The 15,343-nt window shown below is 67.7% G+C and carries 11 protein-coding genes; 5 read left to right on the top strand and 6 right to left on the bottom strand.

Going from position 1 to position 15,343, the window contains the following annotated elements; translation table 11 throughout:
- The first annotated feature begins 17 nt into the window (after positions 1–17).
- The 5 genes from ITJ67_RS05170 to ITJ67_RS05150 all read left to right on the top strand — a co-directional run bounded on the left by ITJ67_RS05170 (position 18) and on the right by ITJ67_RS05150 (position 4,982).
- Complete coding sequence (locus ITJ67_RS05170; protein ID WP_160072035.1) at positions 18–1,262, top strand: PucR family transcriptional regulator; 1,245 nt, start codon at positions 18–20, stop codon at positions 1,260–1,262.
- Positions 1,263–1,340: 78 nt separating this feature from the next.
- Positions 1,341–2,264 (top strand): ACP S-malonyltransferase, encoded by a 924-nt coding sequence (locus ITJ67_RS05165; protein WP_160074172.1) that lies wholly within the window; start codon positions 1,341–1,343, stop codon positions 2,262–2,264.
- Between the two features lie 39 nt (positions 2,265–2,303).
- On the top strand, positions 2,304–3,314 hold the full coding sequence (locus tag ITJ67_RS05160; RefSeq protein ID WP_160072037.1) for a beta-ketoacyl-ACP synthase III: 1,011 nt from the start codon (positions 2,304–2,306) through the stop codon (positions 3,312–3,314).
- Positions 3,315–3,404: 90 nt separating this feature from the next.
- Complete coding sequence (locus ITJ67_RS05155) at positions 3,405–3,650, top strand: acyl carrier protein (protein WP_068479114.1); 246 nt, start codon at positions 3,405–3,407, stop codon at positions 3,648–3,650.
- 90 nt (positions 3,651–3,740) lie between these two features.
- Positions 3,741–4,982 (top strand): beta-ketoacyl-[acyl-carrier-protein] synthase family protein, encoded by a 1,242-nt coding sequence (locus tag ITJ67_RS05150; RefSeq protein ID WP_104330882.1) that lies wholly within the window; start codon positions 3,741–3,743, stop codon positions 4,980–4,982.
- Between the two features lie 134 nt (positions 4,983–5,116).
- On the opposite strand, the gene ITJ67_RS05145 is transcribed toward ITJ67_RS05150, so the two are convergent.
- The 6 genes from ITJ67_RS05145 to ITJ67_RS05120 form a co-directional block, all read right to left on the bottom strand.
- Entirely contained in the window at positions 5,117–5,623 is a 507-nt protein-coding gene (locus ITJ67_RS05145) for a DUF3145 domain-containing protein (RefSeq protein ID WP_104241409.1), read from the bottom strand.
- A 177-nt stretch (positions 5,624–5,800) separates the two neighbouring features.
- Entirely contained in the window at positions 5,801–8,350 is a 2,550-nt protein-coding gene (glgP, locus tag ITJ67_RS05140; protein WP_194676976.1) for an alpha-glucan family phosphorylase, read from the bottom strand.
- Positions 8,351–8,402: 52 nt separating this feature from the next.
- Positions 8,403–8,873, bottom strand: a complete 471-nt coding sequence (locus tag ITJ67_RS05135; RefSeq protein ID WP_194676975.1) for a hypothetical protein — start codon at positions 8,871–8,873, stop codon at positions 8,403–8,405.
- 94 nt (positions 8,874–8,967) lie between these two features.
- Positions 8,968–10,287 carry a glutamate-5-semialdehyde dehydrogenase gene (locus tag ITJ67_RS05130; protein ID WP_194676974.1) on the bottom strand — a complete coding sequence of 440 codons (1,320 nt, stop codon included), beginning with the start codon at positions 10,285–10,287 and terminating at the stop codon, positions 8,968–8,970.
- Between the two features lie 32 nt (positions 10,288–10,319).
- Positions 10,320–11,465 carry a glutamate 5-kinase gene (gene proB / locus ITJ67_RS05125; RefSeq protein ID WP_160072045.1) on the bottom strand — a complete coding sequence of 382 codons (1,146 nt, stop codon included), beginning with the start codon at positions 11,463–11,465 and terminating at the stop codon, positions 10,320–10,322.
- Positions 11,466–11,569: 104 nt separating this feature from the next.
- The gene (locus tag ITJ67_RS05120) at positions 11,570–15,295 is read right to left on the bottom strand and encodes an efflux RND transporter permease subunit (RefSeq protein WP_323741394.1); all 3,726 of its coding nucleotides are present in this window, start codon (positions 15,293–15,295) and stop codon (positions 11,570–11,572) included.
- Positions 15,296–15,343 lie beyond the last annotated feature (48 nt).

The following is a 15,343-nucleotide window of genomic DNA, read 5'->3' as shown; positions in this document are numbered from 1 at the left end:
CCTCACAGTTCGGAATCATGCCCGCTCCACGCACGAAGGAACAGACGCTCAACTGGCTGCGATCGATCTCGGGAGAGCTCTCGACCGCAACAGTGAAGCGCTTGGAAGACACCCTTCCCTGGTTCGGTGACATGCCCCCTGGGCGACGCAGTGCCGTAGGCCTCGTCGCCCAGTCGGGCATCTCATCCTTCATCGCCTGGTTCGAAGACCCGACAGCCACCCCATGGGTAGCGGCCGACGTCTTCGACTCGGCGCCTCGAGAGCTCCTTCGTTCGGTGAGCCTGCAGCAGACGCTGCAGCTCATCCGGGTGGTCGTGGAGGTCGTCGAGGAGCGCACGAAGCTGACCGACGGCGACGTGCGTGAAGCGGTGCTGAAGTACTCGCGAGATATCGCCTTCGCCGCGGCCGACGTGTACGCACGCGCAGCCGAGGCGAGAGGCCTGTGGGATGCGCGCCTTGAGGCGCTTGTCGTCGACTCGATCCTCACCGGCGAGCACGACGACGAGCTCCCGAGCCGTATCGCCGCGCTCGGCTGGCACGGGCACGGCGAGGTCAGCGTGCTCGTCGGGACGACTCCGAGGATCCTCGAGGTCGACCAGATCCGCCGGACGGCCCGCCACAACAAGGTCGACCTTCTCGTTGGCGTGCAGGGAGGCCGGCTGGTGCTCGTCATCGGCCGGGCTCACCCCGACGGCGAAGGTGACGAAGCCGAGCAGGTGCCCTTCATGGAGATCGCCGAGCGGCTCGAGCCCAGCTTCGGCGACGGCCGACTTGTCCTCGGCCCACCCGTGCCGAGCGTGGTCGAGGCCTCTCGCAGCGCCCGCGCCGCGCTCGCCGGCTTCGCCGTGGCGGGCGCGTGGAGGAAGGCGCAGCGCCCCATGCTGGCCGACGAGCTCCTCCCAGAACGTGCCCTCGCCGGCGACCCGCTCGCACGCCAGACGCTTGTCGCGAGGGTCTTCAGGCCACTCGCGGATCACCAGAGCGATCTGCTGACGACGCTCTGGTGCTATCTCGACAACGGACGTTCGCTCGAGGCGACGGCCCGCGAGCTCTTCGTGCACCCCAACACCGTCCGCTACCGCCTCAAGCGCGTCAGCGAAGTCATCGGCTGGGACGCCACCGGACCGCGAGAGGCGCTCATACTCCAGTGCGCGCTGATCCTCGGGAACATCGCCGAGCCGAAGCAGCCAGAGCCCCGCCGCCAGCCGAGCGGCACCCCTGCCAGCAACGTGGCTCGACGCAGCCGCCGCACCTCGCACTAGAAAACCTCTAATGATCTTTCGACTTCTTGGGACTGTTGCTACAGGGCTGAACGCCCAGGTGCTGTCATGATGGAATCCATGATTGTCGTCACCTGCCCAGGCCAGGGTTCACAGACTCCAGGCTTCCTGCTCCCCTGGATCGAAGACACCAGGAACCGAGACACCCTCGAGCAGCTGTCCGCATCCTCCGGCATCGACCTCGTCAAGCACGGCACTGAATCTGACGCAGACACGATCCGCGACACCGCAGTTGCGCAGCCCCTCATCGTCGCGGCCGGCATCCTCGCCTGGAACTCCCTCATGGAGATCCCCGGCGCAGCAGCGGCGATCGGTGGGGTCGCTGGCCACTCCGTCGGCGAGATCACGGCCGCCTACGCGGCGGGCATCTTCGACGCCGACACCGCGATGCGCTTCGTCGCGCGGCGTTCGCAGCTGATGGCGCAGGACGCCGCCGCCACTCCCACCAGCATGAGCGCTGTTCTCGGCGGTGACGAGGACGCGGTCCTCGCGCGTCTCGCGGAACTCGACCTCACCCCCGCCAACTTCAACGGCGGCGGGCAGATCGTCGCGGCCGGCGCACCCGAAGCACTCGCAGCACTCCGCAGCGAGCCCGCACCTGGAACACGAGTGATCCCGCTCAAGGTGGCCGGTGCCTTCCACACCCGCTACATGGAACAGGCCCGCACTACGCTGACCGCGGATGCTGAGCACTTCGAGGTCCGTGACCCCGTGCGCACGATCTGGTCGAACGAGACCGGCTCGGTCGTGACCGATGGAGTCGAGTTCCGTGCCGCCCTCATCCGACAGCTCGCGCAACCAGTGCGCTGGGACGCCTGCATGCGCGCGTTCGCCGACGCCGGCGTCACCTCACTCATCGAACTCGCACCAGCCGGCACCCTGAGCGGACTCGCCAAGCGAGCGCTCAAGGGAACCCCGACCCTCGCACTCTCCACTCCCGCAGACCTCGACGTGGCACGCGAACGCATCGCGGCCGACGTCTGAGAACACCGAACTGCCAAGAGCATCCTCGAGAGGACTCGCATGACCACAGCAACACCGACCCTTGTGCAGTCGACGGGCGCGCAGTACACGCGCATCCTCGCCATGGGTGCCGCCCGCGGCGAGCGCGTCGTCCCGAACTCGGAGATCATCGAGCCGATCAACTCGTCTGATGAGTGGATCCGCCAGCGCACGGGAGTCATCACCCGCGTGCGAGCAAACGAGGATACGAGTGCGCTCGACCTCGCTGTCGACGCCTCACGGGAGGCCATCGAACGCTCGGGCATCGATCCGAACCGCATCGGCGCTGTCATCGTCGCGACGATCAGCAACGAGATGCAGACCCCGTCGCTCGCCGCGCGCCTCGCCGACCTCGTCGGTGCGACGCCGGCAGCTGCCTACGACCTCAACGCCGCGTGCGCCGGCTACTGCTACGCCGTCGCGCAGGCGGATGCCCTGGTTCGCACAGGAGTCGCCGAGCATGTCCTCGTCGTCGGCACCGAGAAGCTGTCGGATCTCATCGACCCCACGGACCGCACAATCTCCTTCCTGCTCGGCGACGGCGCGGGGGCTGCGATCATCGGCCCGAGCGACTCTCCCGGCATCTCCAAGTCGATCCTCGGCTCCGACGGGTCCCGCTGGGAAGCGGTCTCCATGAACGCGAGCCTGCAGGACTACCGCCAGGGCGGCTCCGAATGGCCGACACTGCGCCAGGACGGGCCGAGCGTCTTCCGCTGGGCTGTCTGGGACATGGCGAAGGTCGCGCGCCGCGCTCTGGAAGAGGCTGGCGTCACTGCCGATCAGCTCTCCGCCTTCATCCCGCACCAGGCGAACATGCGCATCGTCGACGAGTTCGCGAAGCAGCTCGCGCTGCCCGACCACGTCGTCATCGCCCGTGACATCGCGACGACCGGCAACACGTCGGCCGCCTCGGTTCCCCTCGCGACGCATCGCCTGCTCGAGGAGAACCCCGAGCTGTCGGGCGGGCTCGCCCTCCAGATCGGCTTCGGCGCGGGCCTCGTGTACGGCGCTCAGGTCGTTGTCCTGCCCTAACGGGCACCCAGAAGTCCCCGCACGCCTCCCCCACGCACCCCCGCCGACCAATACACTTGGCTCGGTCATTGACAATCAAGGAGAAACACCATGGCACTTACCAACGACGAAGTTCTCGCGGGACTCGCTGAGCTCGTAAACGACGAGACCGGAATCGCGGCTGACACGGTCACCGTTGAGAAGTCTTTCACCGACGACCTCGACATCGACTCGATCTCCATGATGACGATCGTCGTCAACGCTGAAGAGAAGTTCGACGTCAAGATCCCGGACGACGAGGTCGCAAACCTCAAGACCGTGGGCGACGCCGTCAACTTCATCGTCGCAGCGTCCTAAGGACGATCCTCCACTTCGAGTGGGCGGCTTCTGCCGCCCACTCTTAGTGACTGTCTCACCTTCGCCCCAGTTCATTCAGGAGCAGTTGTCATGACCAAGAAAATCGTCGTCACCGGCATCGGTGCGACTTCCCCGCTGGGCGGCACCGCCCGCAGCACCTGGGAAGCGCTCCTCGCCGGTGAATCAGGAGCTCGCACACTCGAGGCCGAATGGGTCGCGAAGTACGAGATCCCCATCGAATTCGCCGCGACCGCAAAGGTCCCGGCAAGCGAGGTACTCCCCCGCCACGAAGCCAAGCGCCTCGACCCCTCAAGCCAGTTCGCGCTCATCGCGGGCCGTGAGGCCTTCGCCGATGCAGGCCTCACCGTCGGCGACATCCCCGCCGAACGCCTCCTCGTCGACTGGGCAACCGGCATCGGCGGAGTCTGGACGCTCCTCGACGCCTGGGACACGCTCCGCGAGAAGGGCCCACGCCGGGTCATGCCGCTCACCGTTCCAATGCTCATGCCGAACGGCCCAGGAGCCGCGATCGGCATGGACATCAAGGCCCGCGCCGGTGTCCGCACGGTCGTCTCAGCGTGTGCATCCAGCACGGAAGCCATCGCGGATGCCTACGAGCACCTCCAGCAGGGCCTCGCGGATGTCGTCGTCGCCGGTGGGTCCGAGGCGGCTATCCACCCACTCCCCGTCGCCTCCTTCGCGGCGATGCAGGCCTTGTCGAAACGCAACGACGACCCATCGCACGCGTCACGACCCTATGACGTGAGCCGAGACGGCTTTGTCCTCGGAGAGGGTGCCGCAGCGCTCGTGCTCGAGACCGAGGAACACGCGCTCGCTCGCGGCGCGCGCATCTACGCCGAGCTCATCGGCGGAGGCGTCACGGCGGATGCACACCACATCACGGCACCGGACCCCGAGGGTACCGGCGCGGCACGCGCAATCACGGCCGCACTCGGCCAGGCCGGGGTGTCTGTCGAGGACGTCACCCACATCAACGCGCACGCCACCTCGACACCCGTCGGCGACATCGCGGAGTTCACGGCACTCAAGTCGGTCTTCGGCGAGCACCTCGCCTCCATCCCCGTCTCCGCGACCAAGGCGTCCACCGGCCACCTGCTCGGCGGCGCGGGAGCCCTCGAGGCCATGTTCACCGTGCTGGCACTCTCTGAGGGAACACTGCCCCCGACGATCAACCTCAACGAGCAGGACCCTGCGATCCACCTCGACGTCGTCACCGAGCCGCGCCCCTTCGACGCATCGGGCAAGGTCGCCATCTCGACCTCGTTCGGCTTCGGCGGGCACAACGCCGTCGTCGCGTTCCGCGGAGTGTAGACACTCCTGCCGGCCGCTTCGACGGCCTGCAGCAAGAACTGTGGCCCCTCAGGTGAGAACCTGAGGGGCCACAGTCTTGGAGTGTCGAGAACAGCTTCCGGTCCACCTCTCAGCGGACCATCCGCATGGCTGACCTAGCCGACTCGGTGGTGCATCCACACGACGGGACTCTCGTCGCCGGCGATGCGGAATGGCTCCAACTCGTCATCCCAAGCCTGCCCAAGCGCGAGGCGCAGCTCGCGGTGGAGCTCGGAGGCATTGCCGCCAGCGATCTCCATCGCGTACCGAACGCGATCTTCCGGAACCACGACGCCGCCAGAGGCATCCGTCTGGGCGTAGTAGATACCAAGCTCAGGCGTGTGCATCCAACGACCGCCATCGACGCCAGGACGCGCGTCCTCGGTGACTTCGAAGCGAAGGTGGGCCCAGCCGCGCAGGTGCGACGCGATAGCCGCCCCAGCGCCAGGCTCGCCTTCCCAGGTGAACTCCGCACGCAACTGCCCTGGAATGACCGGCTGGTCGATCCAGGGAAGGTTGACGGCGTACCCGAGGGCGCGACCGACACCCCACTCGACGTGCTGGCAAAGCGCCTTAGGAGAGGAGTGCACGTAGAGCACCCCTCCTGCGTTCGGTGCAACCATGAGTTCTCCTCCATTCGTTTGGTGATTCGTCTTCCCCAACGATCACGTGATGAATGGATGCGAACTGCATCGTTTACCAGACGTCGACATTTCTGTCGTCACTTGAATTATGCCCGACGACGACGCCGAATGACAAGCCTGTCATTACTTTCGGCGCCGCCGCCCAGGAGCGGTCTCCTACGCGGGGAGACGGACCAGCCCGAGCTCGGCCGAAGCCTGCAGGAACGCGTGCTTCGGCTGCACCCGGACGGTGTAGCCGAGCCGTCCAGGATCGTCGATCGGGACGTCGACGACGAACGTGGATTCCCCCTCGTGGGCGGGCCGCATCTCGACGATCCGAGTGCTCAGCAGCTCACCCTCGGCGTCGGGAGTGCCTACGACGGCTTCCACGAGGACATCGTCGGTGCTCAACCGGCCGAGTTCGACTCTCGCCGAGAGACGCACGCTCTCCCCCGCCTTCGGCTCGCGGTTCTCCGCGACCACGGACTCGACGCGGACGCTCGGCCAGGCCGCGCGCACGACGCCGAGCCAGGTCGCGAACTCGCGGGTCGAGACGAGGTCGGACGCCACGCGTGCCGAACGCCCCGCGGGCAGGTAGAGGTCGGTGACGTAGTCCCGCACCATGCGCTCGGCCGCGACCTTCGGGCCGACAACCGACACGGAGCGGCGGACCTTCTCCACCCACTCGATGGGGAGGCCCCGCTCGTCGCGCGCGTAGAACAGTGGTGCGATCTCGTGCTCGAGGATGTCGTAGAGCGCACCGGCCTCGAGAGCGTCACGCGTGCGCTCATCGACGCCGCTGGTGTCAGGAATCGTCCACCCGACGGCGTCGTCCGCCATCTCGTCCCACCAGCCATCCGAGATCGAGAACGTCAGGCATCCGTTCATGACGGCCTTCATCCCGGAGGTTCCGGAAGCCTCCTGCGGGCGCACGGGATTGTTCAGCCACACATCGCTGCCGGCCACGAGGTGCTTCGCGATCGTGACGCTGTAGTCGGGGAGGAACACGATGCGGTCGCGAACCCCTGCCTCATCGGCGAAGTTCACAAGCTCCTGCAGGAGCTGCTTGCCGCCCATATCGGCGGGATGCGCCTTGCCCGCGATGACGAACTGGACGGGACGATCGGGATTGTTGAGGATTCGGGCGAGCCGATCTCGGTCCTGCAGCATGAGGGTGAGGCGCTTGTAGGTCGAGACTCGGCGAGCGAAGCCGATCGTGAGCCGCTCGGGATCCAGCACGTCGCGGATCCAGCCCAGTTCCGCGTCCTGTGCGCCTCGCGCCTTCCACGAGGCGCGAACCGATTCGCGGGCCCGCCTGACGAGCTCGGCCCGCAGCTCGCCGCGGATGCGCCAGAGCTCCTCGGCGCCGACTGCCTCCGGGTGGTTCCACATGCCGGAGGTCGCGAGGTCGCGTCCGCCGTTCATAGCCTCGATGACACGGAGCATCGACGGGCGGGTCCAGCTCGGGATGTGGACGCCGTTCGTGATCGAGCCGATCGGGACTTCCTCTGCAGCCACACCCGGGTACAGCTTCGCGAACATGCCTCGGGACACGACGCCATGCAGCTTCGCGACGCCGTTGGCGTACTGCGCGAGGCGGAGACCGAGGTGCGCCATGTTGAAGCGGCCAGGGTCGTCTTCGGCCCCGAGCTCCATGATGCGTGGCAGCGGAACGACAGGCACCAGGGTCTGGCCGCCGGACGAGCCGAGGTAGCGCTGCACGAGATGCGCGTCGAAGCGATCGATGCCAGCGGGGACCGGCGTGTGCGTCGTGAAGACGGTGCTCGAGCGAACTGTGGCGAGTGCGGTTTCGAACGTCTCACCGCCAGCCATGAGCTGGCCGATGCGCTCGACGCCCGAGAAGCCCGCATGCCCCTCGTTGAGGTGGAAGACCGTCGGCTGACGGCGCCCGGAGAGTTCCGCATACGCCTGCACGGCGCGCACCCCACCGACGCCGAGCACCAGCTCCTGCCGGATGCGATGCTCGGAGTCTCCACCGTAGAGCCGATCCGTGATCGCGCGGAGATCCTCGGGGTTGTCCGGGAGGTTCGTGTCGAGGAGCAGCAGCGGCACACTGCCGACCTGCGCTTCCCAGAGTGCGATCTCGAGCGTCCGCCCGTCAGGGAAGGCGAGCGAGACACGGGACTGGTCACCAGAAGCGTCCAGCACGGGATCGACGGCGAGGTCCTTCGGCGGATGCTCCGAGTAGGCCTCCTGCTGCCAACCCTCGCGGGACAGCGTCTGCGAGAAGTACCCGTAGGTGTAGAGCAGGCCGACGCCGATGATCGGCGCGCCGAGGTCGCTGGCGCTCTTGAGATGGTCGCCCGCGAGCACACCGAGACCGCCGGAGTAGACAGGGAGTGACTCCGTGATCCCGAACTCCATCGAGAAGTAGGCGACGCTCGTCGCCTCGTCAGCGGTACCCCGCGTGTGCTTGCGGAACCAGCGGTCGCTGTCGAGATAAGCAGAGAGATCCTCAGCTTCGTGGCTCAGCAGCGCGACGAACTCGGGGTCGGCCGCGAGCTCGGCGACGCGAGAGGCCGGAAGTGAGCGGAGCATCACGATGGGATTGCGGCCGCATGCTCGCCACAGCTGCTCGTCGATGCCGGCGAAGAGCCGTTCGGCGCTCGAGCGCCAGGACCAGCGCAGATTCTTGGCGAGAGTGCGCAGCGGCGCGAGCTCAGGAGGGAGAACGGTGGATACGGACAGCGAGTCGTAGGCCTTCACGCGGTACAGCGTAGCCCCGAAACGCGGCGCCGCCGCGTCGCCGAGATGAACGTCAGCGAATGGTGGAAGTTACTGACGCGATGAGCTCCCGCGCGGCGGCCGCACGACCCTGGAGGTCCTGCCAGATCCAGGCGGCAGAGCGCGCATCGACCGGCACGAAGCTCGTGAGCGTTCCGGTCGGATTCGAGATGCGGACCTCGTATCCGCCGACGACGCGATCCTCCTTCACAAGCAGGAAGAGGAGGCTGAAGATCGTCAGGACGAAGAACCCGGCGATCGCGACGATGATCGCCCACGTCGGAATGGCACGCTCGACGCGCGACATGTTCGTGACGAACACGGTCGAGCCCTCCGTCGGGAGGGAGCCATACGGACCCGAGATGCGATCTCGGGACACCTCGAGCTCACCGAGGAAGACTCGGTCGAGGCCCTGGGGACGTTCCGCGCTCGGCTTCTGGGGGAAGGCGTCGTGCTGGTCAAAGTTCGACGGCTGGTTCTCGATGGGCAGTGGGGTGCTGGTCATGATCGTCCCTTCAACGTCTCCGATGAGGCTACGCGGCGAGCCTGACGGACCGCGTCATCACCTGGTCTGATCTTCGCGCAGGAGGTGCCGCAGCTCAGGCGCGAATCTGGCCGTCGCCCGTTACAACCCACTTCGTCGTCGTGAGCTCTTCGAGCCCCATCGGCCCACGAGCGTGCAGCTTCTGGGTGGAGATGCCCAGCTCGGCGCCGAGCCCGAACTGGCCGCCATCCGTGAAGCGCGTCGACGCGTTCACGATGACGGCTGCGGCGTCGACCTCAGCGGTGAAGCGCTCAGCGGCCTGCAGAGAGCTCGTGACGATCGCCTCGGTGTGGCCAGTGCTGAACTCGCGGATGTGCACAAGCGCCTGATCGAAGTCGTCGACGACCCGCACTGCGATCTCGTAGTCGAGGTACTCCGTCGCCCAGTCTTCGTGTGTCGCCTCGAGCACCTCGACGCCCTGCGGCGCGATGGCCCGAGTGCGGTCGTCGCCATGGATACGAACCCCGCGCTCAGCAAGCGCCGCGAGGGCACCAGGGAGGAATGCCTCCGCCACGTCCGAGTGCACCAGCAGGGTCTCCGCTGCGTTGCAGACGCCGACCCGGTGCGTCTTGGAGTTGATGAGGATCTCGAGTGCCATGTCGAGCTCGGCGGTGCTGTCGACGAACACGTGGCAGTTGCCGACTCCCGTCTCGATGACGGGAACGCGAGACTCACGGACCACGGTCTGGATGAGACCGGCACCGCCACGAGGGACGACGAGGTCGACGTGGCCGCGGGCGCGCATGAGTGCGCGAGCCCCGGGGCGGCCGTGCTCGTCGATCGACTGCACGAGATCGGCGGGCAGCCCGTACGCGTCCAGTGCCGCCCTGAGGGTGCCGATGATGGCCGAGTTGGAGTTCTCGGCGGCGGATCCGCCGCGGAGGAGCACGGCGTTGCCGCTCTTCAGCGCAAGCCCGGCGACGTCGACGGTGACGTTGGGGCGGGCCTCGTAGATGACACCGATGACCCCCATGGGGACACGCAGCTGTCGGAGTCGGAGCCCATTTGCCAGAGTCGATCCTCGGACGACCGCGCCGACCGGGTCGGGCAGCGCCGCGACCTCGAGCAGAGAATCGGCGATCGCCCGAATGCGGGATTCGTCCAGCGCGAGACGGTCGAGGAGGCCCTCGGACATGCCCGAGACACGACCGCGCTCGAGGTCCTGCGCGTTGCCGGCGAGGATCTCGGGCGTCGCACGCACGAGGGCCTTCGCGAGGGCGACGAGCGCCCCGTCCTTCTGCGCACGCGTCGACCGAGCCAGCACGCGCGACGCCGCCCGTGCTCGTCCGGCGAGCTCGATGATGGCGGTGCTCGCCAGCTCGTCCGCGTCGCCCTGGTCCGCCGTGTCCGCGCGCTCACCCTGCAAGATCGTCATGACAGAGCATTCTACGCCGCGAGCGGTCGCCCTCAGCCGACGCGGATCCCCTTCGGGCGCACGAGCACCAGGTCGTCGCGATGGATGACCTCGCGGTCGTACCCGGTCCCAAGCGACTCGCGCAGCGAACTCGACGACTGCCCGAGCATGTCGGGGATCTCGACGGCATCGAAGCCGCTGAGGCCTCGTGCGATGACGAGGCCCTCCTTCGAGACCAGCTCGACCGGGTCGCCGGCGACGAACTCGCCCTCGACGCCCACGATTCCCGCCGCGAGCAGCGAGGCTCGCCCACCGAGCACGGCGTCGACGGCGCCGTCATCGAGCACGATCTTGCCTTGCACCCGTGCGGCGTGGGCGATCCACAGCCGCTTGCGCGACGATCGCTTCCCGGTCGGTGCGAACCACGTGCCGACACGCTCGCCGTCGATGGCCGCGCGAGCGTTCTCCGCTTTCGTCAACACGACGGGCATGCCCGACCCCGTGGCGATGGAGACCGACTCGAGCTTGGTGAGCATGCCACCCGTTCCGACGTCGCTGCCCCTGCCGGAAACCTCGATGCCTTCAAGGTCGCTCGGACCGAGCACCTCGGAGATGCGCCGCGTGCCCTCGCGGCTGGGCGGACCGTCGTACAGACCGTCGACGTCGGTGAGCAGGACAAGCGCGTCGGCCCCGACGAGCTGGGCGACCAGCGCTGCGAGCCGGTCGTTGTCGCCGAAGCGGAGCTCATCGGTCACGACCGCGTCGTTCTCGTTCACGATCGGAACGACCGCGAGCCTGAACAGGCGCTCGAGCGAGCGCTGCGCGTTCTTGTAGCGGGTGCGGCGTACGGTGTCCTCTGCCGTGAGCAGGATCTGCCCGACCGTGATGGCGCGATCCGCGAACGCCTCTGCGTACCGGGCTACAAGCATCCCCTGACCGACGGAGGCGGCAGCCTGGGCTGTCGCCACGTCACGCGGCCTCGACGGGAGACCAAGCGGCCCGATGCCGGCGGCGACCGCGCCCGAGGTGACGAGGAGCGTCTGGAGTCCCTTGTCGTGGCGATCCGCGATGACCTGCACAAGCGAGCGCAGGGCTTCGAGGTTCAGGTGCCCGTCGGCGCCCGTGAGAGATGAGGAGCCGATCTTGACCACGATGCGGTGGGCGGTCGCGAGCTGGGCACGGGCGGCTATCGGATGCATCCGGCTATTCTCTCCCGATCCTCGGAGCTTGCCGAATTCTGGCGCCGGCTCGCGTCACATCGGGCGCTGGGTGGCGCCGCGCGGCTGCGCGGCGCCACCCTGCGTCAGCTTCCGGCGGGAGCCGCGGCGAGCGCGGTCTTCTCGGCGGCCGCCTCGGCCTTGCGCTCCTTGCGAGCCGCGCGCTTGGCAGCCCGTCGATCGTTCCGGCGCTCGACGCTGGAGTAGAGGACGGGAACCAGCACCAGCGTGAGCAGCGTCGAGCTGATCAGGCCGCCGATCACGACGATGGCGAGCGGCTTGGAGATGAACACGCCGCCCCCGGTCAGCCCGAGCGACATCGGCACGAGCGCGAAGATCGTCGCCGCAGCGGTCATGAGGATCGGTCGGAGGCGCAGCCTTGTCCCGTGCACGATCGCGTCGTGCACGCTCGAACCACGTTCCCTGATGTGGTTGATGAGGTCGATGAGCACGATGGCGTTCGTGACCACGATCCCGATCAGCATGAGGAGTCCGATGAGCGACGGCAGGCCGAGCGGCGTATCCGTCAGCAGGAGCAGCGCCACCGCGCCCGTGGCGGCGAACGGCACCGAGACGAGCAGGATGAGCGGCTGCATCAGGCTGCGGAAGGTCGCGACCATGATGAGGAACACGAGCACGATGGCGAGGAGCATCGCCATGCCGAGCTGCTGGAACGACTCGTCCTGGTCGGCGGACGCACCGCCGACGACGAACGTGACACCGGCGGGAAGCTCGAGACCGTCGGTCGCCGCGTAGACGGCCTGCGTGACGGTTCCCAACTGGCCCTCTGCCGGAGTGACCGAGACCGTGACCTGGCGTGCGCCGTCGTTGCGGGTGATCGCGCCAGGGGTCGCCTCCTCGCGGACCTCCGCGATGTCTCCGAGCCGAATGGGCGTCGCCTTCGTGTCGGCGAGCCCTTCCTGCCTGGCCTGCAGCTCCTTGGCCTCGAGCGACTGAGCTGCCATGTCCTCCTGAGCCTTGACGGCCGCGTCGACACCGGCGTTGGCCTGCTCGATGCCCGATTCCGCCTGCGCGATCGCGTCGGTTAGGGCGGAGATCTGCGCGTCCCGTTCCGCCTGCGCCGCCTGCTCCGGAGTCATGCTGGAGCCGGCGTCGGGAACCGCTGGGGTCAGCGGCGCCGTCTGCAACGTCGCGAGCTGCGTCTGCAGCTCGCCGAGCTGCGCGGACACCGTGTCCCGAGCCTCGACGGCATCGTCGACGGTCTCCTGCATCTGCGCGACCGCCTCAGCCTCCTGCTCCTCGGCCTTCGTCTCCTGTTCCTCGGTGAACGCATCCGTCGCGTCCGTGATGGCCCGCTGCTGCTGCACCGCTGTCACCGGAAGCTGCATGAGGGCGAGCTGATCGAGAGCGACTGGACCCTGCGTCGGCGCGATCACGATGTCACGGTCGACGCCTTCGAGGCGCACCGTGCCGAGCGGGGTACCGGTCAGCGCGGCGGAGACCGCCTGGCCGACGGTTGCCTGCGTGTAGCCATAGCCCGCCGCCTTGCTGCGGTCGACGTCGACCATGACCACGTTGCCGCCCGTGCTCAGGTCGTTCGAGACCGCCGTCACACCGGGGAGGTCCTTGACGGCATCGCCGAGCTGCGTCGCCGCCTGGCTCAGCGAGTCTGCGTCGTTCCCCTGGATGGCGAGTTGAACGTCCGACGCCAGAGCCGAAGAAGCGGCCGTGGTCACGGTCACTTCGCCGACGTCGCTGAGTCCGCCGAAGTCCGCGCGCAGACTGTTGGCGACCGTCTCAGCATCCTGCCCCTCTGCGGGGATCACGGTGATCGAGGTGCTCTCTGCGCCACCGCCCCCGAATCCGGCGGCGCCTCCGGTCCCGATGGAGCTGACGAACGTCTCGACGCTCCCCTTCGTGGCGAGGACGGCCTCGAGCTTCTCGGCGCCCGCCAGGCTCTCGTCGATGGTCGTGCCCTGCGGGAGCTCCTGCTGGACGAGGACCGTCTCATCGCCCATGCTGCCGAGGAAGTCGCTGCGGAGCGCGGTAGCGCCGATGCCAGTGAGCAGCAGCAGGGCGAGCGCGGCGGCGATCGTGCGGCGCGGGTGTCGCAGGGTCGCGTCGAGGATGGGCACGAAGGCTCGCTGCAGCCCGTCGTAGGGCGAGCCCTCTTCGCCATCGCCACGTGCGGCAACGACACCGGGCGCGGCGCCGGGCACCGGCAGCGCTGACTTTCCGCGCTGCTCCCGCTTCTCGTTCTTCGCCTCGAGCTTCGCCGACTGACGAGCCCAACGGGCTTCGGCTGCCTCCTCCTGGCGTGCAGTCCAGGCCGCCTGGGCTGCGCGGGCACGGACGAATCGCTCGCGCTTCATGGGCTTCGAGGGGCGACGCAGCATCCAGTACGCGAACACCGGGACGATCGTCAGTGCGACGACGAGGGACGCGACCAGCGCGATGGAGACCGTCACCGCGAACGGTCGGAAGAGCTGGCCGACGATGTCCCCGACAAACGCGATCGGGAGGAAGACCGCGACCGTCGTGAGCGTCGAGGCCGTGATGGCGCCCGCGACCTGGCCGACGGAGCCCACGATCCCCTCGATCGTCAGAGCCCCGTTCCCCTGCCGACGCTTGATGTTCTCGATCACGACGATCGAGTCGTCCACGACTCGTCCGACCGCGATGGTGAGCGCTCCGAGGGTCAGGATGTTGAGCGAGTACTCCCCCACGTTCAGGCCCACCATCGTGATGAGCAAGGACATCGGGATCGAGATCGCCGCGACGATGGTCGACCGGAACGAGGCGAGGAACAGGAAGATGACGAGGACGGCGAAGATGAGGCCGAGCCCGCCCTCGACCGAGAGGTCGTGGATGGACTGCTCGATGTAGGGCGCCTGGTTCTCGATCTCCGTGAACACGACGTTCGAGGGCAGTCCGGGCGTGACCTCGGCGAGCTTCTCCGTGACGCCGTGCGCGACGGAGACCGTGCTCGCGTCGGACGCCTTCGTGACGCTCAGCGTCAGGGTCTCCGCGCCGTTGACCCGGGAGATGGAGGTCGCGGGGATCTCCTTGATGTCGACATCCGCGAACTGCGAGAGCAGCACGGTCGAGTCCTCCGTCGTGAACGGGAGGGCGCGGATGGCATCCAGGGAGCTGAGCTGCGAACCGACCTGCACGGAGATCTCACCGGTGCCGCTCGTGACGTCTCCTGCGGGGAGCACGATGCCAGCGGCAGAGAGCGTCGGCTCGATCGACGCGGTGTCGATCTTGAGCGCATCGACATCCGCCTGGCGGAGGCTGATCTCCACTCGCTCCTCGCGGGTGCCGGAGACTTCGACGTTCTGCACTCCATCGACCTGCGAGAGAGCGGGCAGCACGGAGTCGGTGAGCGTCTTCGAGAGCGTCGCAGTATCTGTGTCGGAGGATGCACCGAGCGTCAGCACGGGGAGCGCATCGAGCGAGAAGGTGTTGAGCTCTGCCGTGGAGGACTCGGGGCGGAGCGACTTCGTCGACTCGACGGCGGATCGGAGTTCGGCCTCGACCTGCGTCTTGTCGGCGTCGAAGCTCCAAGAGACGACGATCTGGGCGAACCCCTCAGACGTCGTCGACGTCACGGACTGCACCTCCGAGACGCCTCGGAGTGCGTTCTCGATGGGCTCGGTGACCTCGGTCACCATGACGTCGGGCGAGGCCCCAGTCAGTGTCGCCGTCACGAACCCCTGCGGGACCTCCACCGACGGCATGAGCTCCTGCTTGAGCTGCGCCGTCGAGATGATTCCGGCCGCAGCGATAGCCGCGGTCAGCAGTCCGATCAGAATTCGATACTTGAGACTCAGACGGGTGAGCACAGACACAGAGGGACCTTTCGACGCGACAGGGCGCCGGATGACGACCCGACGCTC

It is taken from the genome of Pseudoclavibacter sp. VKM Ac-2867 (assembly GCF_015351275.1).
GTDB lineage: Bacteria > Actinomycetota > Actinomycetes > Actinomycetales > Microbacteriaceae > Pseudoclavibacter.
This window is presented reverse-complemented; position numbering and strand designations above follow the sequence as displayed.

Coding starts and splice junctions, on each gene's coding strand:
- ITJ67_RS05170 (WP_160072035.1), top strand. CDS start 18: ATGCCCGCTCCACGCACGAAGGAACAGACGCTCAACTGGCTGCGATCG.
- ITJ67_RS05165 (WP_160074172.1), top strand. CDS start 1,341: ATGATTGTCGTCACCTGCCCAGGCCAGGGTTCACAGACTCCAGGCTTC.
- ITJ67_RS05160 (WP_160072037.1), top strand. CDS start 2,304: ATGACCACAGCAACACCGACCCTTGTGCAGTCGACGGGCGCGCAGTAC.
- ITJ67_RS05155 (WP_068479114.1), top strand. CDS start 3,405: ATGGCACTTACCAACGACGAAGTTCTCGCGGGACTCGCTGAGCTCGTA.
- ITJ67_RS05150 (WP_104330882.1), top strand. CDS start 3,741: ATGACCAAGAAAATCGTCGTCACCGGCATCGGTGCGACTTCCCCGCTG.
- ITJ67_RS05145 (WP_104241409.1), bottom strand. CDS start 5,623: ATGGTTGCACCGAACGCAGGAGGGGTGCTCTACGTGCACTCCTCTCCT.
- ITJ67_RS05135 (WP_194676975.1), bottom strand. CDS start 8,873: ATGACCAGCACCCCACTGCCCATCGAGAACCAGCCGTCGAACTTTGAC.
- ITJ67_RS05130 (WP_194676974.1), bottom strand. CDS start 10,287: ATGACGATCTTGCAGGGTGAGCGCGCGGACACGGCGGACCAGGGCGAC.
- proB (WP_160072045.1), bottom strand. CDS start 11,465: ATGCATCCGATAGCCGCCCGTGCCCAGCTCGCGACCGCCCACCGCATC.